Source organism: Herpetosiphon gulosus (genome assembly GCF_039545135.1).
Classification (GTDB): domain Bacteria; phylum Chloroflexota; class Chloroflexia; order Chloroflexales; family Herpetosiphonaceae; genus Herpetosiphon; species Herpetosiphon gulosus.
Window position 1 is genome coordinate 13,779 of the sequence record NZ_BAABRU010000010.1, and the last position, 26,355, is coordinate 40,133.

At 51.9% G+C, this 26,355-nt stretch carries 21 protein-coding genes and 1 pseudogene; 15 read left to right on the top strand and 7 right to left on the bottom strand.

Annotated elements, in window-relative coordinates:
• Positions 1-18: 18 nt before the first annotated feature.
• Genes ABEB26_RS14335 through ABEB26_RS14350 form a run of 4 tightly spaced genes read left to right on the top strand, consistent with a single transcriptional unit; the run spans position 19 to position 4,268 of the window.
• Positions 19-2,676 (top strand): ATP-binding protein, encoded by a 2,658-nt coding sequence (locus ABEB26_RS14335; RefSeq protein WP_345722718.1) that lies wholly within the window; start codon positions 19-21, stop codon positions 2,674-2,676.
• An 11-nt stretch (positions 2,677-2,687) separates the two neighbouring features.
• Entirely contained in the window at positions 2,688-3,224 is a 537-nt protein-coding gene (locus ABEB26_RS14340; protein ID WP_345722719.1) for a Uma2 family endonuclease, read from the top strand.
• Positions 3,224-3,430, top strand: a complete 207-nt coding sequence (locus ABEB26_RS14345; RefSeq protein WP_345722720.1) for a helix-turn-helix domain-containing protein — start codon at positions 3,224-3,226, stop codon at positions 3,428-3,430. Before ABEB26_RS14340 ends, ABEB26_RS14345 begins: the two co-directional genes overlap by 1 nt.
• Positions 3,423-4,268: a DNA-methyltransferase gene (locus tag ABEB26_RS14350; RefSeq protein WP_345722721.1), complete on the top strand. Its 846-nt coding sequence runs from the start codon at positions 3,423-3,425 to the stop codon at positions 4,266-4,268. The genes ABEB26_RS14345 and ABEB26_RS14350 overlap by 8 nt, the downstream gene beginning before the upstream one ends.
• A gap of 125 nt (positions 4,269-4,393) precedes the next feature.
• On the opposite strand, the gene ABEB26_RS26960 is transcribed toward ABEB26_RS14350, so the two are convergent.
• The 3 genes and pseudogenes from ABEB26_RS26960 to ABEB26_RS14360 all read right to left on the bottom strand — a co-directional run bounded on the left by ABEB26_RS26960 (position 4,394) and on the right by ABEB26_RS14360 (position 8,604).
• Positions 4,394-4,774, bottom strand: a complete 381-nt coding sequence (locus tag ABEB26_RS26960) for a CBM20 domain-containing protein (RefSeq protein WP_486348312.1) — start codon at positions 4,772-4,774, stop codon at positions 4,394-4,396.
• Positions 4,775-4,810: 36 nt separating this feature from the next.
• Positions 4,811-6,637, bottom strand: a pseudogene (locus tag ABEB26_RS14355) (carbohydrate-binding module family 20 domain-containing protein); the annotation flags it as partial.
• A gap of 176 nt (positions 6,638-6,813) precedes the next feature.
• Positions 6,814-8,604 carry a carbohydrate-binding module family 20 domain-containing protein gene (locus tag ABEB26_RS14360; protein ID WP_345722723.1) on the bottom strand — a complete coding sequence of 597 codons (1,791 nt, stop codon included), beginning with the start codon at positions 8,602-8,604 and terminating at the stop codon, positions 6,814-6,816.
• Positions 8,605-9,364: 760 nt separating this feature from the next.
• Between ABEB26_RS14360 and atpB the strand changes: the two genes are divergently transcribed.
• From atpB to pckA, 11 genes are all read left to right on the top strand, one after another.
• Positions 9,365-10,621: a F0F1 ATP synthase subunit A gene (gene atpB, locus ABEB26_RS14365; RefSeq protein ID WP_345722724.1), complete on the top strand. Its 1,257-nt coding sequence runs from the start codon at positions 9,365-9,367 to the stop codon at positions 10,619-10,621.
• Positions 10,622-10,693: 72 nt separating this feature from the next.
• Entirely contained in the window at positions 10,694-10,927 is a 234-nt protein-coding gene (atpE, locus tag ABEB26_RS14370) for an ATP synthase F0 subunit C (RefSeq protein ID WP_012191591.1), read from the top strand.
• Positions 10,928-11,006: 79 nt separating this feature from the next.
• Positions 11,007-11,501, top strand: a complete 495-nt coding sequence (locus ABEB26_RS14375) for a F0F1 ATP synthase subunit B (protein ID WP_012191592.1) — start codon at positions 11,007-11,009, stop codon at positions 11,499-11,501.
• Entirely contained in the window at positions 11,501-11,857 is a 357-nt protein-coding gene (gene atpH / locus ABEB26_RS14380; protein ID WP_012191593.1) for an ATP synthase F1 subunit delta, read from the top strand. Before ABEB26_RS14375 ends, atpH begins: the two co-directional genes overlap by 1 nt.
• A gap of 59 nt (positions 11,858-11,916) precedes the next feature.
• Positions 11,917-13,470 carry a F0F1 ATP synthase subunit alpha gene (atpA, locus tag ABEB26_RS14385; protein WP_345722725.1) on the top strand — a complete coding sequence of 518 codons (1,554 nt, stop codon included), beginning with the start codon at positions 11,917-11,919 and terminating at the stop codon, positions 13,468-13,470.
• Between the two features lie 80 nt (positions 13,471-13,550).
• A complete protein-coding gene (locus ABEB26_RS14390; protein ID WP_012191595.1) occupies positions 13,551-14,438 on the top strand; it encodes a F0F1 ATP synthase subunit gamma in 888 nt (295 codons plus the stop codon).
• Between the two features lie 44 nt (positions 14,439-14,482).
• Entirely contained in the window at positions 14,483-15,898 is a 1,416-nt protein-coding gene (gene atpD, locus ABEB26_RS14395) for a F0F1 ATP synthase subunit beta (protein WP_345722726.1), read from the top strand.
• 94 nt (positions 15,899-15,992) lie between these two features.
• Complete coding sequence (locus ABEB26_RS14400; protein WP_345722727.1) at positions 15,993-16,403, top strand: F0F1 ATP synthase subunit epsilon; 411 nt, start codon at positions 15,993-15,995, stop codon at positions 16,401-16,403.
• Positions 16,404-16,500: 97 nt separating this feature from the next.
• Complete coding sequence (gene mreB, locus ABEB26_RS14405) at positions 16,501-17,502, top strand: rod shape-determining protein (protein ID WP_012191598.1); 1,002 nt, start codon at positions 16,501-16,503, stop codon at positions 17,500-17,502.
• A 247-nt stretch (positions 17,503-17,749) separates the two neighbouring features.
• Positions 17,750-18,622, top strand: coding sequence for an HD domain-containing protein (locus tag ABEB26_RS14410; protein ID WP_345722728.1), 873 nt, complete (start codon positions 17,750-17,752; stop codon positions 18,620-18,622).
• Positions 18,623-18,727: 105 nt separating this feature from the next.
• Complete coding sequence (gene pckA, locus ABEB26_RS14415; protein WP_345722729.1) at positions 18,728-20,308, top strand: phosphoenolpyruvate carboxykinase (ATP); 1,581 nt, start codon at positions 18,728-18,730, stop codon at positions 20,306-20,308.
• A 181-nt stretch (positions 20,309-20,489) separates the two neighbouring features.
• On the opposite strand, the gene ABEB26_RS14420 is transcribed toward pckA, so the two are convergent.
• From ABEB26_RS14420 to ABEB26_RS14435, 4 genes are all read right to left on the bottom strand, one after another.
• Positions 20,490-24,149: a tetratricopeptide repeat protein gene (locus ABEB26_RS14420; protein WP_345722730.1), complete on the bottom strand. Its 3,660-nt coding sequence runs from the start codon at positions 24,147-24,149 to the stop codon at positions 20,490-20,492.
• Positions 24,150-24,449: a hypothetical protein gene (locus ABEB26_RS14425; RefSeq protein ID WP_345722731.1), complete on the bottom strand. Its 300-nt coding sequence runs from the start codon at positions 24,447-24,449 to the stop codon at positions 24,150-24,152.
• Positions 24,450-24,714: 265 nt separating this feature from the next.
• Positions 24,715-25,194 (bottom strand): 2-amino-4-hydroxy-6-hydroxymethyldihydropteridine diphosphokinase, encoded by a 480-nt coding sequence (gene folK, locus ABEB26_RS14430; RefSeq protein WP_345722733.1) that lies wholly within the window; start codon positions 25,192-25,194, stop codon positions 24,715-24,717.
• Positions 25,191-26,318, bottom strand: a complete 1,128-nt coding sequence (locus tag ABEB26_RS14435) for a patatin-like phospholipase family protein (RefSeq protein ID WP_345722734.1) — start codon at positions 26,316-26,318, stop codon at positions 25,191-25,193. Before ABEB26_RS14435 ends, folK begins: the two co-directional genes overlap by 4 nt.
• Positions 26,319-26,355 lie beyond the last annotated feature (37 nt).

A 26,355-nucleotide genomic window follows, 5' to 3' on the forward strand; every position in this document is an offset into this window, starting at 1 on the left:
ACTTGGGGAGACCGATCCATGGGCCGCAACTCGTCTTTTCGCATTTGGCTAACTCGTATTCGTCCTCTGGCTTGGGCCTTAGCTTGCTTTGCGCTCGTGCTCTTCGGCTACACCTTTACCACCACGATTCCGACTGATCGTTTGACGATTATTGCAAGTATTTTGGGGGTAGCGGCGCTGGCCTTGCCATGGTTGTTTAATCCCGAGGGCGATTGGCGCGAGTTGCGCACGTTGGGAATTTTAGCCTTGCCGTTGAGTGTGGCGATTCTCAGCGAGGGCTATAATACGGCGCTCTGGTCGGTGCTCTTAATTCCAGCGATTGCGATTCCGCAAATGTTGCCGCCGCGCTGGGCCTTCAGCGCGATTGCCTTGATGGTGATTGCTTGGGCGGTCAGCAATGTGTTGGTTCCGGCTATCGCGGTCGAAACCGTGGCGATTGAAGTTGGCTTGCGGAGTTTGGGTTTTGTGCTGGTGGCGATTGCGGTGTGGTTGGCGGCTCGACCACGCTTTGATTATCCGGCCATGTTGCCTGAAGCGCCGATTCGCCGGGCTACCCGCGCTGCCGAGCGCTTGCGGGGCTCGCTTAGCCCCGAAGAAACCCTCGAAGAATTAGCCAGCGCTGCCAAAGCGTGTGGCCCATTTATTTTCGCTAGCGCCTCAACCGTCGATTGGCGGGCGCGAGTGCTGCGCATGGCCGTGGCAATTGGCGGCAGTGGTCGCACGCTCGGCGCAACCGAAATGCTCTCGATTCCTTGGGATGAAATTACGGTGCTGTTGCGCGATGATCGGCGGATTGGCGATAATGCCTATCTTGCCGATTCACTGCCCTTCCGCGATATTGCTGGCGAACACTATATGCTGGTGCCAGTCCGCACCGCCACTGGCGAGATTTGTGGTTTGTTGACGGTTGGCGATGATGACCCCAAAGCCCGCAAACGCCTAACCGAAACTGCCCCGCTGCTCGAATTATTAGCTTCGCAAGCCGCCGCCGTGCTTGAAAACGCGGCCCTCCAAAACACCCTTGCCCAACGGATCGAAGCCACAACTGCCGAAATGGGTCGTACCGCCGAAGATGCGATGCGGGCACGCACCCGCGCCGAAAGCATGTATCAGATTGTGCGAGCGCTCAGCGGCACACTCGAACCGCAACCATTGCTTGATCAAGCGCTGTTGTTGATTGCCCAAGCCACTCAAGCCGAGCGCGGCGGGATTATGCTGATCGATCATAAAAATGGGCGATTGGCCTTCAGCACCAATCTTGATCGTAATATCACCCGCACCGAGGCGATTTCCTTGGAGCGTGGTCAAGGCTTGGCGGGCTGGGTCGTCGAACATCGTGCGCCCGTGATTATTCCCAACACTGCCGAAGATAGCCGTTGGATGGTGCGCAGCGATTACGACAAAAAAGGTCGTTCGGCGCTGGCCGTGCCGATGGAGCAAGATGGGCGGGTGGCTGGCGTGATTGTGTTGATCAACAGCCGCATCAATCATTTTACCCAAGAGCATATTCAATTTGTGCAGGTCATTGGCGATCAAGTGATGACGATGCTCAGCAATGTGCAGCTCTATCGCGCCACGACTGAGCAAGCCCGCCGTTTGAGCCAAGCTCTCGAACAGCGTGAAGAAGAAGTTAGCCGTAGTTTGGCAATTGTACGCTCGATTGGCGATGGCGTGGTAGTTGGCGATCGGGTTGGCCGGATTCGTTTGATTAATCCGGCTGCTGAGCAATTGCTGAATATCGAAGCTGCTGAATGGTTGGGCAAACCTTTGATGAGCCTGCCTGGTGCGCCCGAGAGCGAACCTCGTCTGACCGAAAAGCAAACCTACCAACAATTTGAGCTAAGCGGGCGCATGATTCGTGCTTCGAGCACCCCAGTCTTTACTTCGCAAAGTGAATGGTTGGGCAGTGTGGTGGTTTATCACGATATTACCGCAGCTGAATTGGCCGACCGCATGAAAACAGAGTTTGTGGCGACGGCCTCGCACGAATTGCGCACCCCATTAACCTCAATCAGCGGCTATATCGATTTGCTGATGTTGAACACGCTTGGCCCATTGACCGAGCAACAACGCCAATTTTTGAGTGTGGTCAAGAACAACATCGAACGCTTGAATGCAATTCTCAACGATTTGCTTGATGTTTCGCGGATCGAATCGGGTAAGGTGCGGTTGCAACGCAAGCCAATTAATCTTGATGAGGTGATTCAATCGACGGTGATGGCGATTCATCAGCAATGGAGTGGCAAGCAAATTTCGTTGGCGCTCGATGTGCCCGACGATTTGCCGCCAGTGATTGCCGACCCCGAACGCATGCGCCAAATCGTCACCAATTTGATCTCGAATGCCTACAAATATACTCGCGATGGCGGCAGAATCGATGTTGTGGTCAGTAATGGCGGCGATTCGGTGACCTTGGCGGTCAAAGATAGTGGTGTGGGCATCGCTGCTGATGATCAAAAACATATTTTTACCCGCTTCTTCCGCTCGGAAAACCCGCTCAAGGAGCAGGCTGGCGGTACAGGCTTGGGTTTGAACATCACCAAATCGCTAGTTGAGTTGCATGGTGGCAAAATTTGGTTTGATAGCGAAGAAGGTCGTGGCACCACTTTTACCGTGCAATTGCCTGTGGGCGGCGATTCCGACTGGACTCCCGCTTCATGGCTTGAAGGTGTGTAAAGGAGCTTGCAATGCCAACCCAACAGTTGATTGATCTTGAACATTTTTTGCAAGCCGATTTTCAGCATGCTGAATTAGTTCAGGGAGTTGTGCAGCCTGTGAGTCCAGTCCAATTACAACATAGTCTGATTGTTACCAAATTGCTGGTTAGCCTGAGTTTATGGAATCAAACCCAAACCCAACCAGGGCTAATTGGCACAGAATTGGGCTTTATTCTTGGTCCCAATACCTTACGGGCCGCCGATGTCTTTTTTATCAATTCAGATCAGCTTGGACAACAGCAACGGAGCGATGGTTATTGGCAAGGCGCACCCAGTTTGGCGGTCGAAGTTATCTCGCCCAATGAGCGGGCGATTGACGTTGAAGAAAAAATTAATGATTATTTGGCGGCCAATCTGCAATTAATGTGGATTATCTATCCGCGTTTAGGCAGCGTGCATCAGATTGAACCAACCCAACCACGACGAATTTTAGGCCTCAACGATTGTTTGGAGCATGCGCGAATCCTGCCGCAGTTTATTGTGCCGATTCGCGAGTTATTAAGCTAATGCGGCGGCGCAAACCACAACCATTAAACGACCAGCGCCGCGAGGTGTTATTATGGCTGGCCCAATGTGGCTGGACATTAGCTCAACTGGCGGCAGCAAGCGGCTGCGATCTAGCAATTTTGCGGGCTTGGTTGGAAGGCAAGCGTTCATTGAGCGAAACCGAACGCTTAGCGATTGAGGAAGCATTAACATCACACCATGAATAAGCTTTATTTTGGCAATAATCTGGCTGTTTTGGCAACCCTGCCAGCAGCCAGCTACGATTTAATCTACATTGACCCGCCCTTCAACACTGGCAAAGTCCAAAGCCGCACTCAACTGCGCACGGTTCGCTCAGAGCAGGGCGATCGGGTTGGCTTTGGTGGCCATCGTTATAGCAGCATCAAGATTGGCGAGCGTGCCTATGGCGATAGCTTTGATGATTTTCTGGCCTTTATTGAGCCGCGTTTGCTCGAAGCCTACCGCTTGCTAAAGCCTCAAGGCAGCTTCTTTTTTCATATCGATTATCGCGAAGTGCATTATTGCAAGGTGCTGCTCGACCAGATTTTTGGTCGTGATTCGTTTATCAACGAAATTATTTGGGCCTACGATTATGGCGCGCGGTCGCGCAAAAAATGGTCAACCAAGCACGATACCATCTTGTGGTATGCCAAAGATCCCGAAAACTATACCTTTAATTATGATCAGATTGATCGCATTCCCTACATGGCTCCAGGTTTGGTCGGCCCCGAAAAGGCTGCCCGAGGCAAAACGCCGACCGATGTTTGGTGGAACACGATTGTTAGCCCCAATGGCAAGGAAAAAACTGGCTATCCGACTCAAAAACCACTGGCAATTCTCAACCGGATTGTGCGGGTTCACTCCAACCCCAACGATCAACTGCTCGATTTCTTTGCTGGTAGTGGCTCATTTGGCGAAGCTGCCGCACGGAATGGCCGCAATTTCACCTTGATCGACCAAAATCCCCAAGCGATTGAGGTTATGCGCCAACGTTTGGCCTTCGCTGAGCCAGAATTTTACGAAATACCCAAGGATATCATTTAACTACGAAGGACACGAAGAGCACGAATGTTGGGCTAGTTGGAAACCTGAGTTTTGTACAAGACATCAGAGAACCAAATAACCCAACCTTAGTGAAACTTCGTGTCCTTCGTGGAAAAACTCAACAGCTATTGCCAGCTATCGTTGCGGGTCAGTATGCCGCTGCTGGGCGTGGTAAAGCTACGATTCGTCCCACTTTCCCACGTCACATTGCCCGAACCATCCTTCTTGATATATTTGAATTCGATCGCCGTGTTGGCTGGCAGATTGAGCGTGCTACTCCAAACTGGGTAGCTTGCTGATGAGAGCAACACTGCATTGGCGGTGTTCCAACTGCCAAGCCCTGCCACATTGCCCACCATATAGACATTTTGACCCCAAACCGTGGTTGCATTGACATTAAAGTTTATGCCAATTGAGCCACTGGGCGTAGCCGTTGCTGGAATTGGAGTCGCGGTTGCTGGAATTGGCGTAGCCGTTGCCGGAATTGGAGTCGCTGTCGCGGGCACTGGGGTTGCGGTGCTGCTGTTTGATCCAGTGACATTCCATGTTTCGTTACGGGTGGCGCTCCCACTGCCGGGTGTGGTGAAGCTACGGTTGGCGATACTTTCCCATGTTACAGCACCAGCGCTATCCTTTTTAATGTATTTATATTCAATTGCCGTGTTAGCTGGCAAATTGATCGTGCCGCTCCAAATTGGATAGTTGGCTGATGAGAGCAAGATGGCGTTGGCGGTATTCCAACTGCCAAGCGCGGCAATATTGCCCACAACATACACATTTTGACCCAGGTTGGTCGTTGCGTTGACATTGAAATTAACTGGAACACTGCCAGCAATTGGGGTTGCGGTTGGCACAACGCTGGTGGCAGTTGGGTTGATGACGGTGGCAGTTGGCACAACGCCGCCCAACTTTGCCCCGCCGTGCAGCGCAACTGCTTCCATGGCGTTGACCGTGATTGTGGCATTGCCTGCGTTATCAACGGTAACGGTTGGGCCGGAACATGCACCATTGCTGAAATCGCCGTGCATCACATCGCAATAAGTGCCAGCGGGCAAGCCTGTGGCAAACGTGCGAGTCAAGTTGTTACCTTCGCGGTTGATTGCCACAAAGCCCAAACTGCCACGGCTGAACGAAATTTGGTTATTGCCATTCGACCACCAATTGCTGGTACTGAAGGCGCTGCTGGTGTAGTTGCGAAAGCTAACCATATTGGCGATACCACGCCAGCGATGCTCACAAACCCAGTTGTTGCCGCCACAATCGGGCGTGTTGCTGCCATTTGCATACACATTACTGCTTGGTGGGCCTTGGTCGCCATTGCTGAAGTTGTAGCTCGACATAACTTGAGGATAGCCATAGGGCCAAGCCAAGGCAAAGACATTGGCCAAATTGTAGAGACTGCCATCTTTGAAGGTGACCACATTGCCAGCGCCGCCATGGCCACGTTGGTTGTCGTGGTTATCGGTGAAAACCACCGCGCTATCGCTAGGTAAGAAGCCCCAAGCCGTACCAAAGTTGCTCATATTGGCCAGCTTGTCGGTTTTGAACATGCGGCCAATGTTGGTGCTGTATTTGAACTCAATCACATCGCCATTCGGTGTGTATTCTGCCGAAGTAATTGGCTCGCCGCCTTGGTCAATCACTTCTTGATAGATATAAGGATTGCTGGCGCGGCTCATAATATCGGCGATATCAGCCACGGGCATGTGTTTGGCAGCATCGATGCGGAAGCCAGCTACGCCCAAACTGCGCAGATCATTCAGATAGGCCGCTAATTTGCTCCGAACATGGATTGATTCGGTCGCAAGATCGGCTAAATTGACCAACTCACAATTTTGAACTTCCCAACGATCTTGGTAGTTGCTGATATCGTCGGTGCCATTGCGGCCACAGTGGTGGAAATCTTGGTTTTGATAAATGCCAGGGTAGTTGTAGTTGGTATAGCTTGAGCCAGCCACGCCTGTGCCACTACCCACGCCCGTCATATGGTTAATTACGGCATCGACATAAATATCAACACCCACAGCTTTACAGCGCGAAACCATATCGGCAAACTCGGCGCGAGTGCCCGAACGGCTTTGAATCTGATAGCTGACCGGTTGATAGCGTGTCCACCATTGCGAGCCTTGCACATGCTCTTGGGGTGGTGAGACTTGGACTGCCGAGAAACCCTTGGGGCCGAGCCAATTTTCGCATTCTTTGGCGATGTCAGTCCATTTCCATTCGAAGAGATGGACGAAAACCGTGCGTGGGGTGGAAACTTGCGCTTGAGTTGGCTTAGTGGTCGAACCAAAAAACGTTAATGAACCTAGCAAAACGACGAGGACGAGCATTGTCAGTTGCGCCATTGCGCGATTGAGTCGTTGCATTGTATCCCTCCTTTGGGATAAATGTTCACAAATGTGGAGCTTGAAGTTAAAAAACTGCCAACAAGACCTTGAGGTCTGATTGGCAGTCATTGCACAAATTAAATTTTAGCGCCGAGAGCTTGAATTTGAATGAGGTGGCGGGTGATTGAAGCAAGCCTCAACCACCCAGATTTAGCTTATTTCCAAGTATCGTTGCGAGTGACCGTGCCGCTGCCGGGTGTGGTAAAGGTGCGATTCGTCCCACTTTCCCAGGTCACATTGCCCGAACCATCTTTCTTGATGTATTTGTATTCGATCGCGGTGCTGGCTGGCAAGTTGATCGTTTTGCTCCAAACTGGGTAGCTTGCTGATGAGAGCAATACGGCGTTGGCGGTGTTCCAGCTACCAAGCGCCGCGACGTTGCCAATCACATAGACATTTTGGCCCCAAACTGTGGTGGCATTTTCGTTGAAGGTTACCGCGATGCTACCGCTTGGTGGGGTGGTTGGCACTGGGGTTGGGTTGGTGCCATTGATTTTTGCGCCACCGTGAATTGCAACTGAATCCATTGCGGCGACAGTGATTGTGGCTTGACCACTGTTGTTGACGCTGATGGTTGGTCCAGAGCACGAGCCATTGCTGAAATCGCCATGAATTACATCGCAATAAGTTCCAGCGGGCAAACCTGTGGCAAACGTGCGGCTCAGGCTGCTGCCTTCACGGTTGATGGCGACAAAACCTAAGCTGCCACGGCTAAACGAAATTTGGTTATTGCCGTTTGACCACCAGTTGCTGGTGCTGAAGGCCGTGCTGGTGTAGTTGCGGAAGCCAACCATATTGGCGATGCCGCGCCAGCGATGTTCACAAACCCAGGTGCTACCACCACAATTGGCAGTGTTACCACTGTAAACCGTGCCGCTAGGTGGGCCTTGGTCGCCATTGCTGAAGTTGTAGCTCGACATAACTTGAGGATAGCCATAGGGCCAAGCCAAGGCAAAGACGTTGGCAAGTTCGTAGAGTTTGCCATCTTTGAAGGTGACCACATTGCCAGCGCCGCCGTGGCCACGTTGGTTATCGTGGTTATCGGTGAAAACCACCGCGCTATCGCTGGCGATAAAGCCCCAAGCTGTGCCGAAGTTGCTCATATTGGCCAGTTTGTCGGTTTTGAACATGCGGCCAATGTTGGTGCTGTATTTGAATTCAGTCACATCGCCGTTGCCCGTGTATTCGCCTGAGGTAATTGGCTCACCGCCTTGGTCAATCACTTCTTGATAGATATAAGGATTGCTGGCGCGGCTCATGATATTGGCGATATCAGCAGAGGGCATGTGCTTGGCGGCATCGATGCGGAAGCCAGCTACGCCCAAACTGCGCAAATCATTGAGGTAGGCAGCCAATTTGCCTCGCACATAATCTGATTCAGTTTTGAGATCGGCGAGGTTGACCAATTCACAATTCTGAACTTCCCAACGATCTTGGTAGTTGCTGATATCGTCGGTGCCATTGCGGCCACAGTGGTGGAAATCTTGGGTTTGATAGTTGCCAGGGTAGTTGTAGCTGGTGTAGCTTGAGCCAGCCACACCTGTGCCACTACCCACGCCAGTCATATGGTTGATCACGGCATCGACATAAATATCGACCCCGACCGCTTTACAGCGCGAAACCATGTTGGCAAACTCAGCGCGAGTGCCCGAGCGGCTTTGAATCTGATAGCTAACTGGTTGATAGCGCGTCCACCATTGCGAGCCTTGGATGTGCTCTTGGGGTGGTGAGACTTGGACAGCTGCGAAGCCCTTGGGTCCGAGCCAATTTTCGCATTCTTTGGCGATGTCAGTCCATTTCCATTCGAATAAATGGACGAAGGCCGTGCGTGGAGTAGTTTGGGCTTGCGTTGCCCGTGGAGCGGTTCCAAAAAAGCCAACCGAAAAGATGATCACAACCAAGACGAACAGTGTCAGCCGCGCCATTGCGCGAGTGGTCCGTGACATAAACGTCCCTCCTTTGGGGCGTGAACGGTTGATCGATATTTTTAAACTGCCGTGCTAGTCTCAGGCCTAGGATTGTTGAAACGACACAGCGCCTACGGGGAATGAATCAACGATGATTCATCGAGCCACTATCAATTTGTTTATAGATCGAACAAAGTTTTAGCCCTAGAAAAATACCGTCGTACTAAGTTGTGATGTTGTGTAGCATTATAAGTACGATTAGGCAAATGTCCCGATTCGGGCTGGTACTTTTGGTTCGTTCGTTTGTTGGACGAAGTATACACAAGCGATTTAGGCTTGTCAAGCAAAAATCTTTAGGAAATTTTAGCTTTTTAATAATTTGTAACAAATAGCAAGAATGAGGGGTCAGAGATCAGGATTCAGGAGTAAAGGGCTGGGGATCGGTTTTTAACGCAGAGAAGGCGAAGGGGCGAGGGTTCAGGGGTCAGCGATCAGCGGTCAAGATTGCTGATTGGGCGAGCTAATTCAAAACTGACCCCTCGTCCCTGAATCCTAACCCCTCACCCCTTCGTGCTCTTCGTGTCCTTCGTGGATCGATGCGCTAATCCAGCCGATTGAAATTCGACTGTTGATGCTGATTCATGCTTGCAAAACCTCAGCAAGATTGTTGAGAGGTTTTTGTGACAATCGGCACAAAGCGCGGCAAATTCATGGCAAATTGATCAAAAAGTCATGCTTACAGCCATGGCCTTGGGCTGATTTCTGCCCGTTGCAAAGGGATTCAGGCCATTCTTGACTAATGTTAACAAGTTTGACAAGAGCATATGCATCCTTTATACTTGAGAATGTGCAAAAAAGCACAAAATCCCACAGTCGTCTAAAGATTTCGTTGCCCACCGTTGTGCATGACCGACAGAATGCCGCATGGTTGGGCTATAAACGCGGAGGGATCGCCTTGTCCACTAAACGAAACATATGGATTCCTGTCGGTATTGTCCTCGTTGTGGGGATTCTACTGCGCATATTCCTGCCTGTGGGGAAGCCACTGGTGTCGGTTCGCGCTGAAGAAGTTTTCCACATAGGATCATACAACGTCACAAACTCCTTGTTGCTAACATGGGTTGTGATGATTTTGCTTGTTGTGCTCTCGTTGGCGGCTACTGCAAAATTGCGCAGTGGCAATGACGAAGCCTTGAAGCACCCCAAGGGCTTGCAAAATGCCTTGGAATATGGTGTTGAAGTTCTCTACAACACTATGCAAGGGGTTAGCCCGAAATATGTAGCCCGCTTCTTTGTCGTGGTTGCAACCATCTTCTTCTTGGTCTTGCCTTCAAACTGGTTTGGCTTGGTCCCCGGTGTTGGTTCACTTGGGGTTTGTTTTGCTGAATCCGAGTTGGAAGTCATGCACGGCTACACTCCAGTAGCTGGCGCTGGCCCAAGCGAAAAAGTCATCGGTGCTCAAAAAGTTTGGTCGGATTACACCAACAAGTGTGCGGGAACTGCTGATACCTTGGTGCGGGCTGAAGCCTTAGCCCAAGGCATCGTCTTGCCAGCAACCTTGGAAACGCCTGAGCAAATTGCCCAATACAAAGCAGTCTCAGCCGAACTCGACCACGCTGGCACAATCACGCCTTTGTTCCACCCCTTCTTGCGCCCAGGTAGCGCCGACTTGAATATGACCTTGGCTTTGGCCTTGATCTCATTCGTCGTCACCGAATTCTGGGGCTTCCGCAAGCAAGGTTTTGGCTACTTGGGCAAGTTCTTTATCTTCAACCAAGGGCCAATTCAGTTCTTCGTGGGGATTATCGAACTCGTTTCAGAATTCGCTCGCATCATCTCGTTTACCTTCCGGCTTTTCGGCAACATCTTTGCCGGCGAAGTGGTGCTCTTGGTGATGGCGTTCCTGTTCCCAGCATTGCTTTCATTGCCATTCTATGGCTTGGAATTGTTCGTGGGCTTGGTTCAAGCCTTCGTGTTTGCAATGCTGACCATGGCGTTTATCGATATGGCCGCTGAATCGCATGGCGATCATGGCCACGAAGAACACGCCCACTAATCACTTGATCGCCATTTGATCGCATAAAAACGTTCTTTGATACAGATTAAGTTCTTTTGGAGGATAACGCTCATGACGGATACAGGTGCACGTTTGTTGGCTGCGGCTCTCGCTATCGGTTTAGCAGCAATTGGCCCTGGGATCGGCGTAGGTTTGTTGGTTGCTGGTGCATTGCAAGCTATTGCCCGCAACCCAGAAACTGAAGGCTCGATTCGTACCAACATGTTCGTTGGTATCGCCTTGACTGAAGGTTTGGCAATCTTCGGTTTGGTTATCTCGCTGCTAATCGGGTTCGGCGTGCTCTAAGCACCACACAAACGCTACCGCTGACATTCGTTGATGGCGTTTCGCCGCTGCGCAGCGCCATCTCCCAAGGGGGACTTACATGGATAAGCTTGGGGTTGATCTCCCGCTCCTTATCTCGCAAATTGTCAACTTCTGCTTGTTGGCATTCTTGCTCAATACATTTCTTTACAAACCAGTTTTGAATGCCTTGCAAGCCCGCTCAGAGCGGATTCGCGAGAGCTTAGATAACGCCGAAAAAGTCAAGCAACAATTGGCACGGGTTGATGCCGACTACGAAGCGAAGCTCCAAGAAGCTCGCCGCGAAGGTCAAACCATCATCAGCCAAGCCCAAGAACGCGCTCGTGCCCAAGAAGCCGAGTTGTTGGTTGTTGCTCGCAATAACGCTGCCAAGATCGAAGAAGAAGCTCGTGGTAAAGTCGAGCAAGAACGCCAACAAGTGTTGCGCGGCTTGCAAGGCCAATTGGCTTCTTTGGTGACCGAAACCGCCAGCAATGTGCTTGGCCGCGAACTGCAAACCAAAGGTCACGACGAGTTGATCAATAAATCAATTGACCAACTTGGGAGGCTGAACTAATGAGCAGCCGCGAACCCGCAAGCTACGCCCGCGCTGTCTATGATTCATTAGTTGCAGCGCTCACAGCCGAAGGCCAAGAGCAACTCTTGCCCGCCGTGCTGGATGAGTTGGTGCAGTTGGCGCGTTCGGGCGGCCCAACCGCGGCAGAAGTTACAAGCGCCGTTGAACTTAGCGCTGAACAACGAACTAAGATCGAAAAAGATCTCAAGGCTCGTTATGGCGCATTGCTTGATATCGCCTACAAAGTCGATCCAGAAATCCTGGGCGGCTTGTTGGTGCGTGTCGGCGATAAGGTGCTTGATTCAACTCTCCGCCAACGCCTCAACGCAGTCCAACGCAATATGATGGCCGGATAACTGTGAGGAGTGATGAAGCAGCCGCTTCATCCTTCATACTTCGATCATAGAGGCAAACAATGGCTGTAACAGCAGAAGATATTCTTAGTCGTCTTAAAGCCAGCATCCAGCAATCTGTCGGCGGAGACCCAACTGCGGTCAACGTCGGGACGGTTGCGAGTGTTGGTGACGGCGTGGCGCGGATCGAAGGTCTGCGCGATGTTATGGCTTCGGAGTTGCTTGAATTCAAGCAAACGAAGTCAGGCGAAACCGTCATGGGCATCGCGCTGAACTTGGAAAAAGATAACGTCGCTGCCGTTATTTTGGGCGATTATCTCGAAATTGAAGAAGGCGACTTGGTACGCTCAACTGGCAAGATTATTTCAGTGCCAGTTGGTCAAGAGTTGCTTGGCCGTGTCGTTGACCCACTGGGCCGCCCACTCGATGGCAAAGGTCCAATCAGCGCCAGCAAAACCCGCGAAGTCGAACGGATCGCCCCGGGTGTGATCGAGCGTAAATCGGTGAGCCAACCAGTCCAAACTGGGATCTTGGCAATCGATGCGCTGATTCCAATCGGTCGTGGTCAACGTGAGTTGATCATCGGTGACCGCCAAACTGGTAAGACCGCGATCGCGATCGATACGATCATTAACCAACGCGGTCAAGGTATGGTTTGTGTGTATGTCGCAATCGGCCAAAAGCGCTCGAAAGTGGCTCAAACCATCACCACGCTTGAGCAAAATGGCGCAATGGATTACACCATCGTGGTCAATGCTTCAGCTTCAGAATCAGCAGCTTTGCAATATATCGCCCCTTACTCAGGCTGTGCCATCGCTGAGGAAGTGATGGAAGCTGGCGTAACCGTCGATGGCAACGTGGTCAAAGATGCGCTGATCATCTATGACGACTTGTCGAAGCACGCTGTGGCCTATCGCCAAGTGTCGTTGTTGCTGCGCCGCCCTCCAGGCCGCGAAGCCTACCCTGGCGACGTGTTCTACTTGCACTCACGCTTGTTGGAACGTGCTGCCCGTTTGAGCGAAGTCAATGGCGGCGGTTCGATTACGGCCTTGCCAATCATCGAAACCCAAGCCAACGACGTGTCAGCCTACATTCCTACCAACGTGATTTCGATCACCGACGGTCAAATCTTCTTGGAATCGGACTTGTTCTACGCTGGTCAACGCCCAGCCTTGAACGTTGGTATCTCGGTGAGCCGCGTAGGTTCATCGGCCCAAACCAAAGCCATGAAGACCGTTGCTGGTAAGATGAAGCTCGAATTGGCGCAGTTCCGCGAATTGGCAGCTTTTGCCATGTTTGCTTCCGATTTGGATGCAGGCACCAAAGCCCAAATCGAACGTGGTCAACGCCTTTCAGAATTGCTCAAGCAACCCCAATACCAACCAATCGCTTTGGAAGACCAAGTGATTATTCTGTGGGTTGCTGGGAACGGCTTCTTGGATGATGTTCCAGTTGCCCGTATCAACGACTTCAAGCGCGATTTCTGGCAGTTTATCCACAGCAGCTATGCTGAGGTTGGCCGCGCGATCGCCAACGAAAAAGTCTTGAGCGAAGCAACCGTCGCCACCTTGCGCAAGGCCGTGACCGAATTCAAGCAAACGGCGAGTTATAAATAGATAGGGGTTGGGGGCTGGGGGTCAGGGGTCAGTTACCTTGATCCCACCCTCGCCTCAATCTCTTTCTTTACGAGGATTTTATGGCTTCAGCACGAGAAATTCGGCGGCGGATCAAGAGTGTTAAGAACACTGGCAAAATCACCAAAGCGATGGAGCTAGTGTCGGCCTCGAAGATGCGTCGCGCTCAACGAAACGTGCTTGCAACCCGTCCCTATGCCGACCGCCTTTACGATGTAATGGGCGAGTTGACGTTGCGGTCGATGGGTGGCGGCACGAAACACCCGTTGTTGCAGCCGCATCCCACAGTAACTCGTGTTGCGTTGATTTTGATCACGCCCGACCGTGGGCTGTGCGGTGCGCTTAATTCAAACTTGACGCGTGCAGCGGCTCGCTTTATCACAGATCAAAAAAGCCAAGGTCGTAGTGTTTCAGTGATTGCTATCGGCAAAAAAGGTCGCGATTTCATTTTACGAGTTGGTCAAAAACTCGATTCTGAAATCATTGGCTTGGGCGATGCGCCACCATTGGTGGATGTTTTGCCCGCCGCCACGACGGCCATCAATGGCTATAGCCCCGATGCGAGCGGTAACTACGACTACGATGAAGTCTACTTGCTTTGCGCCGAGTTCGTAAACACCTTGGTTCAACGGCCAAAATTGCGCCGTTTCTTGCCAGTTGAAGCCCCAGGCAACGCTGGCGCGACCAAGGTCGATTACTCTTACGAACCAAGCCAAGAAGATGTGCTTGACCAATTATTGCCACGCTTTATTGAAGTGCAGCTTTACCAAGCCATCCTTGAATCAATTGCAAGTGAACATTCGGCTCGGATGATGGCCATGCGCAATGCCAATGACAATGCCAAAGAATTGGTGCGCGACTTGACCTTGACCTATAACAAGGCTCGTCAAGCAGCTATCACCACTGAGATTAGCGAAATCGCCGCTGGTGCAACAGCGCTCAACCAATAATCAGCTAGTTTGTGCTAGCGATTGTTGACCATTTGGAGAATTCCATGGCAACTGGAAAAATTTTACAAATTACTGGCGTGGTTATCGACGCAGAATTTCCTGCCGATGGCCTGCCACAAATTTATAACGCGTTGGAAATTCCCTTGGGCGAAGGCCGCTCATCGCTGATCTGCGAAGTCCAACAGCAGTTGGGCGATAGCGTGGTTCGCGCGGTCGCTATGTCCACCACCGACGGCCTTGTCCGTGGGATGGACGTAATCGACACTGGCGCACCAATCAGCGTGCCAGTTGGCCCTGAAACCTTGGGTCGGGTGTTCGACGTTCAAGGTCGGCCCATCGACGGTGAAGGCCCAGTTGGTACTACCAAAACCATGCCAATTCACCGCCCAGCTCCTACGTTTGAAGAACAATCGAACCGCGCCGAGTTGTTTGAAACCGGCATCAAGGTTATCGACTTGATCGCACCCTTCACCAAGGGTGGTAAAACTGGGGTGTTCGGTGGCGCAGGTGTGGGCAAGACCGTTATTATCCAAGAGTTGATCTCGAATATCGCTAAAGAACAATCCGGTTATTCGGTGTTCGCAGGCGTAGGCGAGCGCTCACGCGAAGGTAACGACTTGATCCACGAAATGAAGGATTCAAAAATTCCTGGCACCGACCAAACCGTGTTTGATAAAACCGTGATGGTGTTCGGTCAGATGAACGAACCACCAGGAGCACGCTTGCGGGTGGCACTTTCAGCCTTGACCATGGCTGAGCACTTCCGCGAAGAAGGCCGCGACGTGCTATTGTTCGTCGATAACATCTTCCGCTTTACCCAAGCAGGCTCGGAAGTGTCGGCACTCTTGGGCCGGATGCCTTCACAGGTGGGTTACCAACCAACCCTTGGGACCGAGATGGGTGAGTTGCAAGAACGCATCACCTCGACCAAGACTGGCTCGATTACCTCGTTGCAAGCCGTGTATGTGCCTGCTGACGACTACACCGACCCAGCTCCAGCCACAACCTTTGCGCACTTGGATGCAACGATTTCGCTGGAACGCTCGATCTCAGAAAAAGGCATCTACCCTGCGGTGGACCCACTGGCTTCAACCAGCCGGATTCTCGACCCCAACATTGTGGGTGAAGAACACTACCGCGTGGCGACCGAAGTCCAACGGATGTTGCAACGCTACAAAGACTTGCAAGATATTATTGCAATCTTGGGTGTCGAAGAATTGTCAGACGACGACAAATTGACAGTTTCCCGCGCCCGCAAGCTCGAACGCTTCTTCTCACAACCATTCGGCGTGGCTGAAGTGTTTACCAATATTCCCGGCAAGTATGTCGCGGTTGGCGATACTGTCAAGAGCTTTGCCCGCGTCTTAGCAGGCGAGTTCGACCACATTCCCGAAAGCTTCTTCTTTATGAAGGGTGGCATCGACGATGTGGTAGCCGCCTACGATGCATCAAAGCAATAATCGATCAATGATTATCTGACCCTGCGCCGGCTGGAACGGGCATTAGTCCCCGCCCCATTCCGGCGCATTGTCTATAATCGCTGTGAGGATGTGTATGCCAATCCAATTGGAAATCGTCACCGCTGAGCGCGTGGTTCTTTCCGAAGAAGTCGATATGGTCAGTGCACCTTCAGTCGAGGGTCGGGTGGGGATTTTGCCTCGCCACGAGCCATTACTGACGGTGTTGCAACCAGGCGAATTGCACTATGTAAAAAATGGTGTTAGCATGCCCTACGCTATCAGTGGTGGCTTCATGGAAGTCTTGCCAAATCGGGTGACGATTTTGGCCGATACCGCTGAACGCGCTGATGAAATCGATGAAACCCGGGCCGAACAAGCTCGCTTGCACGCTGAACAAGCTATGCGTGATCGTCAAAGCACCGAGGATCTTGCTCGGGCCGAGATTGCCTTGCGCCGCGCTACAGTTCGTTTGCAAGTTGCAAAATTGCGCCGCAATCGTCAATAGTAGGAAGCATGAGTATAAAGAACATCAGCGATTGTCTATGGCCTCTAAACCTGTGATAATTGGTTGGTGTTCTTTGTACGTTTGGAATAATTAAGGTATGGCACGAAAAATTGGGATTGACCTAGGCACGGCAAATGTGCTTGTCTACATCAAGGGCAAAGGAATTGTCTTGTCCGAGCCGTCGGTGGTGGCGCTCTCGCGCAAAACCAATAAGATTCGCGCAGTTGGCACTGATGCCCTGGCGATGCTTGGCCGTGAACCCGAAAGCGTTGAGGTGATTCGCCCAATGCTCAACGGGGTGATCGCCGATTATGAAACCACCAAGGCGATGTTGGAGCACTTTATCGATAAAACCCGTGGCTTTGGCAAGCCCGATGTGATGATTTGTATTCCGGCTGGGGTAACTACCGTCGAGATGCGGGCTGTGCGCGATGCCGCTCGTAAAGCTGGTGCACGCCGCGCCTATTTGATTCGTGAGCCACTTGCTGCTGCGATTGGCGCGAATATTCCGGTGGCTCAACCATCTGGCAACTTGATTATTGATATTGGTGGTGGTACAACTGAAGTTGCCGTGATTTCGCTCAACGATATTGTGGTGAGCAATTCGGTACGGGTTGGTGGCAATAAGTTCGATGAAGCCATCGCCGCCTATATCAAACGTAAATATAATATGATGATCGGCGAACGCACGGCTGAAAGTATTAAAATTGAAATTGGTTCAGCCTTGCCGCTCGATCGTCCATTGACCATGCAAGTGCGCGGTCGCGACCAAGTTGCTGGCTTGCCACGCACGATCGAGGTCGATTCCAACGAAATTACCGATGCTATCCAAGAGCCACTTGAGGCGATTATCAGTGCGGTGCGCTCGGTCTTGGTCGAAACGCCCCCCGAATTATCATCGGATATTATTGATAAGGGGATGGTGATGACTGGCGGTGGCTCGATGCTGCGCCGGATCAACGAATTGTTGACTGAGGTTACGGGTGTGCCCTGTTACGTTGCCGACCAGCCCGCCAACTGCGTGGCCATCGGCACAGGCCTTGCCCTAGAAAATCTCGAAATTCTCCGCGAAAGTTTGTCGGGGAGTGATATAAATTAGGGGCTAGGGATGAGGGGTCAGGGGCTAGGGGCTAGGGGTCAGTAACTAACCTTTAGATGCTCAAGCCTAAACCCTAACAACTGAATCCTGAACCCTAACTCCTGACCCCTACCCACGATTATTCAACGTTGAATGATCGACTTGGACGATTGACATTTATGCAAGTTGGCAGTGATTGCTGGCCCATTCATTGAAGTAATGAACTGAGTAGCATTGAGCTACGGTTGTTGCTTCAGCGAGGTTTTCTATGGAAATGCGCGACGATGCGCGGCTCGCCGATGAAGTCGAGAAGTTTAGCCACACAGCGGATACGCTTTCGCTTGATACGAAAGAACGTATGCGCGATGTTGTTGCTCCTAAAATTAAGGCTGCGGTTGCCCAACGTGAGGCAATGGTGGCCGAATTAACTAGCCAACCTGTCCAGGCTCCAGCCAGCGAATTAGCCAAGGCTGATCCCCGCCGTGTGACAATTACCCAAGTGCGCAATCATCCCCATACCTATGCCTACCTTGATGCCGCCAATAATCAGCTTAAGTTGATTGGCTATACCGAGCATGGTCGTCGCCATGCCGCGTTAGTCGGCCATATTGGGGCAAATGTGTTGCGCCGCCTAAAATTCTCGGCTCGCGAAATTGAGCTAGCGGAAATTGCGGGCTTGTTGCACGACATTGGCAATAGCATTAATCGCAATGATCACGGCCAAACAGGGGCGCTGCTGGCCAAAGATATTTTGAGCAGCCTCGATATGCCAATCGACGAGATCATCACGATTATGGGGGCGATTGGCAACCACGAGGAAGAACGCGGCCATGCGGTTTCAACCGTGGCGGCGGCACTGATTTTGGCCGATAAATCTGATGTGCATCGTTCGCGGGTGCAAAACAGTGATCCCACCACATTTGATATTCATGATCGGGTTAATTACGCTGCGACCAAATCATTTTTACGGGTTGATACTGAGCAACGCCGTGTTACACTGCAATTAACGATCGACACCGAGATGGCCTCGGTGATGGATTATTTTGAAATTTTTCTTTCACGAATGGTAATGTGCCGCCGTGCTGCTGAGTTTCTTGGCAGCCGCTTTGGCCTCTCGATTAACGATGTATCGGTGTTGTAGCTGCTACGCTAGCTGGCTCACCAAGCGCAAGTTGAACGCGCTTGTGCTGGTTGTAGCCGCTACGGCAGCTTATTTTTATTTCTCTTTATCTAAAGGAGCCATCTCATGACCGAACGAGCCGTATTAAGTGAAGGCGACACTGTAGGCGCTAATTTACATGTCAAGCAAGCCTATCGCAACTTAACGGTGCCGCAATTGGTGGAAGCTGCTCTCAAACGGGGCGAAGCCGTTTTATCGGCTACTGGGGCTGTCGTTGCCACCACGGGCGCACGCACGGGTCGTTCTGCAGATGATAAGTTTGTGGTGGAAACACCGGCGGCTGCGTCAATGCACTGGACGAAATTCCATAAAGCCATGAAGCCCGAAACCTATGCCACGATCAAGGCCAAGGCGTTGGCCCACATGGCTGAACGTGAGATGTTTGTTTTAGATGCCAGCGCTGGGGCTGATCCAGCTTATGCGCTACCAATTCGCGTGGTGACCGAGTATGCTTGGCATAACTTGTTCGCTAAGCAATTGTTCCGCGATGCGATCAGCAGCGATCAACAACCACAATGGACGGTGCTCAACTTGCCAAGTTTGAAGCTTGATCCAGCGGTCGATGGCTCGCGCTCAGAAGTTGCCGCCATGATCAATCTCGATGAAAAATTGATTTTAATTGTTGGCACTGAATACGCTGGCGAGATCAAGAAATCGATCTTTACGGTGTTGAACATGGTGTTGCCAAGCCAAGGCGTGATGCCAATGCACTGCTCAGCCAATATTGGCAGCAAAGGCGATGTAGCTTTGTTCTTCGGCCTCTCGGGCACGGGCAAAACCACGCTTTCAGCCGACCCCGAGCGAATTTTGATTGGCGATGATGAGCATGGTTGGAGCGCCAACGGTGTGTTCAACTTTGAAGGCGGCTGCTATGCTAAGTGTATCCGCCTGCGCCGCGAATCGGAGCCAGAAATTTTCGATGCGATTCGCTATGGGGCGGTGCTCGAAAACGTGGTGCTCAGCGATAGCCGCGATCCCAATTATGATGATGCGTCGTTGACCGAAAATACCCGCGCAGCCTATCCCTTGGAATACATTCCCAACGTCAGCGAAACGGGTATGGGCGGCCAACCAGAAACGATCATCTTCTTGACCGCTGATGCTTTTGGGGTTTTGCCGCCAATCGCCAAGCTCAGCCCTGAACAAGCGATGTATCACTTCTTGTCGGGCTATACCGCCAAGTTGGCAGGCACCGAAACGGGCGTTGGCTCAGAGCCACAAGCAACATTTAGCACCTGCTTTGGCGCACCGTTTATGCCATTGCATCCAACCGTTTACGCCGATTTGCTCGGCCAAAAAATGCGCGAACACAAAGTTCGAGTATTTTTGGTCAACACTGGCTGGACTGGTGGTTCGTTCGGGGTTGGCAAGCGCATGAGCTTACGCGATACCCGCACGATGGTGCATGCCGCCTTGGCTGGCAAGCTCGATGATGTGGAAATGTGGCACGATGCTCGTTTCAACCTCGATGTGCCTGTGGCGATCGAAGGCGTTGATAACAGCGTCTTGCAACCTCGTCAAACTTGGGCTGATGCCAGCGAATACGATCGCGTTGCCGATGACTTGGCTGCTCGCTTCCGCAAGAACTTCGAGCAATATGCCGAACGCGCTGGCGAAACCGTGGTAAACGCTGGCCCACAAGCGTAGGGTAGACCCTCACCCCCTAGCCCCCTCTCCCGCCCAGCGAGGCGAGGGGGAACCATTCCACCATGACGAAGGAAACACCCCTCGCCCGCCGCAGTGGGAGAGGGGCTGGGGGTGAGGGCATGCAGTTTCTTGCGAACCACTAAACCTAACATTCGTGCTCTTCGCGTTCTTCGCGGTTAAACTACCCCTTATCCTTTTGACTCTTATCTTTGGGTTTTGCCACTGGCTTTTCGGCCTTTTGACTTTTGCCTTCTGAATTGGCTTCCAGCTCCTCAAGCACCCGTAAGATCAACAATGAATCTTGGAGATCAAGCTCAGCACATAATGAATGCCAATCGCGTTCGCCTGCCCAGATCCGCTGAATGATTGCTGGTATTTTGCTCCAATCGCCTTGCTGCATCTTGGGAAATTCTTGCTCAACCGCAGATCGGGCCTGTTGATTGCCTTGGCTTGCCGCGACAATGGCTGCGATCAACTTTCCATGTTGTTGATCGATATGCCAGCGATTGGCGGCGTGGGCTGCAAAGGAAATGCGTGCTTGCTGGAGATAGTCTGCTGCTTGCGCTGCTTGGCCTGCTAAATCGGCTAATTTGGCAAGTAAAATAAATATTTTCCATACCTCAGCGATGGCAGAATCGATCGTTTGCATAAGTGATAAGGCTTGTTCAGCATAGCCTTGGGCTTCGGCCAAGCGGCTAGACGGCCAAGTACCGATTTGAATTTGGTCGGCAATCAGATCAGCGAGATTATTGAGCATTGCGGCTTTCTCAAATGCTGGCAGATCGGGGGTTTGTAATGCCCGTTGAAGCCAACCCTCGGCCTCGCTTGGCTTGCCTGCTGATGCGGTCACAATTGCCAAGTGATTGCAGGTTCGCGCTGTCCCAAGGCTATCGCGCAAATTTTCTTTGATCGCAAGGCTCTGGCGGTAGTATTGTTCGGCGTTTGGCCAATCTTGTTGCTCTTGGGCAACTCTGCCCAGTTGATGGTAGATAATTGCTTCGGCACTTGGCTCGTTTAACCGCTGATAGATTACCAAGGCTGCATCATATTTTTGTGTAGCTTCAGCATACGGACGTTGTTTCAATGCTAATGTCCCAAGGAACTCTAAAATTACCGCTTGATTGCGTTCATTACCAATTTGTTTTGCAATCGCGAGGGCTTGATCATAGCAACGCTGAGCCTCGACAAATTGGCCTTGATCGCGGTGGTAATTGGCAATCTCATTCAATAACGCTGATTTCTGCCCAAGATACATCTTGTCATCTGATTGTTGGCTGAGCAAGTGCTCAATCATGCTCAAGGCTTGCTGATGGAACCCTTGCGCTTGAGCCGGTTGGCCTAAGGCTTGGATACAACGCCCAATGCGGGTAAGCGTTAGACAATGCTGATACGAACCAACGCCACGCGGCTGATCGGCTGGCTGTTGCTCGATCCGCGCTAAAAGTCGCCCAAAATGCTGGAGTGCTGCATCGTAACGACCTTGGGCAAATTCCGCCTCGCCAAGCTCTGATTCATGCAGATATTCGGCTTCCGAAAGTTGCTGATTCACTACCACATACTGGGCAAGCTGTTGATTAAGCAGATTGCGCTCACGTTGCATGCCAAAGAAATCGTAGAAGTAATTCAGCGTATTAGCCATATCCACCGCCGCAGGAATCTCCTTGAGGCTTAACAACCCTTGGATTGCCCGTTGCAGGTTGGGCAGTTCATAGCGCACCAAGCTGCGAACTGCTTGTGGGTTTTGGCGATCTTGCTGATAACAATATCTTGATAACTGGTAATAACGCACGGCGAAGCGTTGCTCCAATTCCGTATTGGCAGGGTGCTGCTGGCGTAAATAGGGCGTGAGGGTTGGGTGAAAACGCAAAAATGGTATCGCAATACCTTGAATTGCTACAGGCATAATTAATGCCGCATGCTCTAAAGCAGCGCAGAGTTGAGGCCATTGTTCAGCTGGAATTTCCGTAATTGCCAAAAGATCGTCTTCACTTGCGCCGCCTTCAAATGGCGTGAGCCGCGTTAGCCACTCGCGTTGGTCAGGGCTGAGCCGTTGCAGCGAGTAGCTGAGCGAGGCTTCGAGCGAGCTATGGCGTTGGTTGGGGCTGGTTTCATCGGTGAATTGGGCTAAGGCGCTGCTATAGTCGCTCAGCAGTTGCTCGATGCGCAAATTGGGGTCGCGTAAGGCGCGTAGGGTCAAGCCCATGGCTAGTGGGTGATGATCGAGCCGTGCCAACAGGCTGCTTAATTGCAATTTTGGCGCACGCCGTCGATCAATCGCCAGATCGTTGAGCAAGGCCGTGGCAAAGCTATAGGCTGCGGGTGCATCCAAGCCGCGCATGGCAATCACACTAGTATATTGGCCTTGCTGCAAGCGACTATCGCGCAAATCATAATCACGGCAGGTCAAAATGATGCCTGCACCTGCTTGCCGCAAGCCCAGTACACAATCCCACAAGGCTTGACGTTCTTGGGCTTCCAATACATTCAGCTCAACATTGCCCGCATTGGGCAAAATGCTCTCCAAATTATCAGCAATAATTAGCAATGGCTTTTTGCGTAGGTGTGGCTTGAAGCGCTTTAAGGCTGCTTGCAGATCGTGCGAATCGGTTTCGGGTAATTCATAATGGCGGGCAATCGCGCTGAGTAGGGCAATTTGGCTGCCGCCATGTTCAAACGACAGCAACAATGCGCCTTGATAGAGCTTGGTTTGGGTTAGCCATGCGGCGGCTTCGCTGGCTAAGCGGGTTTTGCCAATGCCGCCAAAGCCATACAACAAGGCAATTTTGCCCTTGAGCAAAGCCCGTTCAAGCTGCAACAGCTCCTTGGCGCGACCAACAAACGGGCGTTGATGCGGGTTTTCGACAAAGCCCGAAAGTTTGGTCGGCTTGGGTCGCGCTGGCTTGCCCGTTGGCGTGAGGTTGATCGCTGCTTGCTGATAAAAATGTGGCAACCACCAATCGGCCAAGCTAATTGGATCAAGTTCTTGTTCGGCGTTGCGGGCGAGGTGCAGGCGCACAGGCTGGCTTTGCAAGGCTTGGCGTGCTCGCTCCAAGGCCACGGGCACAGGCTGGCCCTCAGCGATCAGGCCATATAATTCGCCAAAAAAGAGCGCCGTGGTCGGCACAATCACGCTGGCACTCATCGCCACCACCGCAGGCACGCCCGCCGTCAACAACTGGGTTGCCACACTGCTCAAAGCCTGTTGGCGTTGATACTCGGCATCGTCGCTGGCGCTGGTATCCATAACGCTTGTTTGGCAGGCATCCAACAAGACCAAACGCACGCCAGCGCCGTTCAACAACTCAGCAAAGCGGCTGGCCTTGACATTATCAACTTGATAATCGGCTTTTTCGAACGATAAGACCCCTTGTGGCACGTTGGCCGATTTATAGAGCGTGCTGGTTGACTGGATTTTGGGAAAGCCGCCATGGCCATCGAAATGCAACATATGCACAGGTTTTGTGGCATCTTGCAAGCGCCGCGCCAATTGATCGTAGGTTGGTGGGCGCAAAAACTCCAGCTCGATCATGCCAGGCTTGAGTTTTTCAGTTTGTTCTAAGTGTTGTAATTGGTTAAAAATGGTTTGGGCTGAGCTGCGCGGATCGAGAAAATTTTGATCATCAGGCCGCGCCACAACTACCACCACCCGCAAAGGCATGGCAAATTGCTGAGCGGCAATTTTTGCGCGAACGCTGGAAACGGTGCGATAGATCGCGACAGGATTGATTCGCCGTTGGTTCAAAAAGCCAAAATCATCGTGGAGCAACTCCCATGGCACGCTCAACACGGCGGGAATCACGCTTAAAATTTGTAAGGTTGGTACGCCAGCATCAACCTGCATCTATTCGGCATAAATTTCGGCGGCATCGGCGCTTGATTTGAAAATTGCTTTAAACAGCGCCTTGCCAACCGTGGCTAACTCGGCCTCAACTCGGGCGGCGCGTTCGCGAAACTCCAAAAACGGCCAATCTAAATAGCGCTCAAAATACCATTGAAAGTCGGCGCGTTGCTCTTTGGTTGGCAGTGCAGGCAATGGGCCGCTGGAAGTCAGTTGATTGAAGCGCAACATCCATTGGGCTAAATCGGGCGAATCAGCGGCAGCAGCAGTACATTCGAGGGTGAGGATGTTTGGTTGGCTCATGGGGCGGCTCCTCGGCTAGCAACACACCATTATCCTATCATGGCCTAACTGCGAATGGTAGCCTACGAGCAGCACACGTTTTAATCCACGAAGTTCGTAACCACGAAGGACACGAAGAGCACGAAGAGTTGATCCACGAAGGACACGAAGAGCACGAATGTTGGGTTTAGTGGTTGCCTGAGATGTCTACAATTATCAGTGAACCACTAAATCAGCCTTAGTGTAACTTCGTGCTCTTCGTGGATCAACATAAAAATTTTCGTGGTTACAGGGATAGTTGATCGGCTGGGTAGGCAATTGCCAAGATGCTGCCTTGGGTTGCTTGGGCAAGCTGTTCGGGGTTGACGCGGCTAGGCGCGATTTCGGCCAAAGGTCGCAACACAAAATCACGCTCAAACATACGTGGGTGGGGAATAAGCAAATCAGCGCTGTTCAATTCAAGTTCGCCATACAACAAAATATCGAGATCAAGCGGGCGGGGGCCGTAGCGCAAGCCTGGGCGGCGGCCACAAGCGTGCTCGATCTGTTTGAGTAAGGCCAGCAGCGCATGTGGTGCTAATGAGGTCGTGCCAGCAACTACCGCATTCAAAAACGGCGGCTGATCTTCAACATAGGCTGCTACGGTTTCATAGACGCTGGAATAGTTGGTTAGTTGGACGGCAGGGGCTAAGCCAGCCAAGCCCGCTTGTAAGTTGGCTAGACGATCGCCTTGATTGCTGCCGATGGCTAAATAAACGATGGTCACGCTTGCTCCTGGCGTTGATCTAAGGTTCGTAAGGCATCACGATAGCCCATTTCAAACAAAGCTTGATGATTTTTGCCCTCGTAATCGACGATCCATTCTAAGGGCATGAGTTTTTGCGGCGCAATCACTAATGGCTCGGCCACGCGATAAGGCATCGTGCCAGGCCAGCGCAGCGATTGATCGCCAGTTTTTTCGGCGGCGGCGGTCAGGCGTTGGGCCGCCTCAGCAATTTGGTTATACACCTTGAGCAGTTTAAATGATGCGCGATATGAGGCCAACAATGCCCAATCCAGCGTTAGCCACAACGATTGTGCTAAATCGCTGGGCATGGCCTCAAGATGTTGGTCGCCATCGTTGGGGTCGGCATCCCACGGGGTCATCATTACCACAATAATTTCAACATCGCCGCCAGCGTGTTCGATGACTGGGCCAAGCGGTGTATTGGCCAAAACCGCCCCATCCCAGTACATATCTTCGCCAACTTGAGTCCATGGGTAGACCGCTGGAATACTCGACGAAGCCATAATATGCTCGATGTTGAGTTGATCTTGGGCTTGACCATCAAGTTTATGGTTGCAAAATACCCGCAATGTGCCGCGCCGCACATCGGTGGCGGTCAGCAGCAGGGTTGGTGCAGCGGGGCTATTGATCCGCTCAAAATTCATCCAAGCGCTGAGGGTGTGTCGCCATGGTGTGGTATCAAGCAAACTTTTAAACGGAGTGGCGCTAAAAATGCTGCGAAATTTATGCCAAATGCTCGGGCTATGCAAATTGCGATCAGCCTCAGGCGTTTCAGCCTCAATCTGATCATCGCCGCCATGCTCGTCAGAGGTCAAAATCGAGCGCAGCAAAAAGCGCATCAGTGGTCGGCTAATCGTCGGCAGATCGCTTGAAAGCTGCTGAACGTCCTCGGAGTGCATGTGCAACCAGCGTTGGCGCAGTTGGTCTATAGTCATGCCCGAGGCCAAAGCCGCCCCGTTGACCGCGCCAATCGATGTGCCAGCAATAATATCTGGCCCTTGACCATCGCGCATCCAGCCGCGTTCGACCAAAGCTTGCATCACCCCAACGTGATAAGCTCCACGGCCACCGCCGCCCGAAAGCACCAAAGCTTTTTTTGCCATAACAACCTCGCAGCTTGAAAACCAACAGTAAATAACA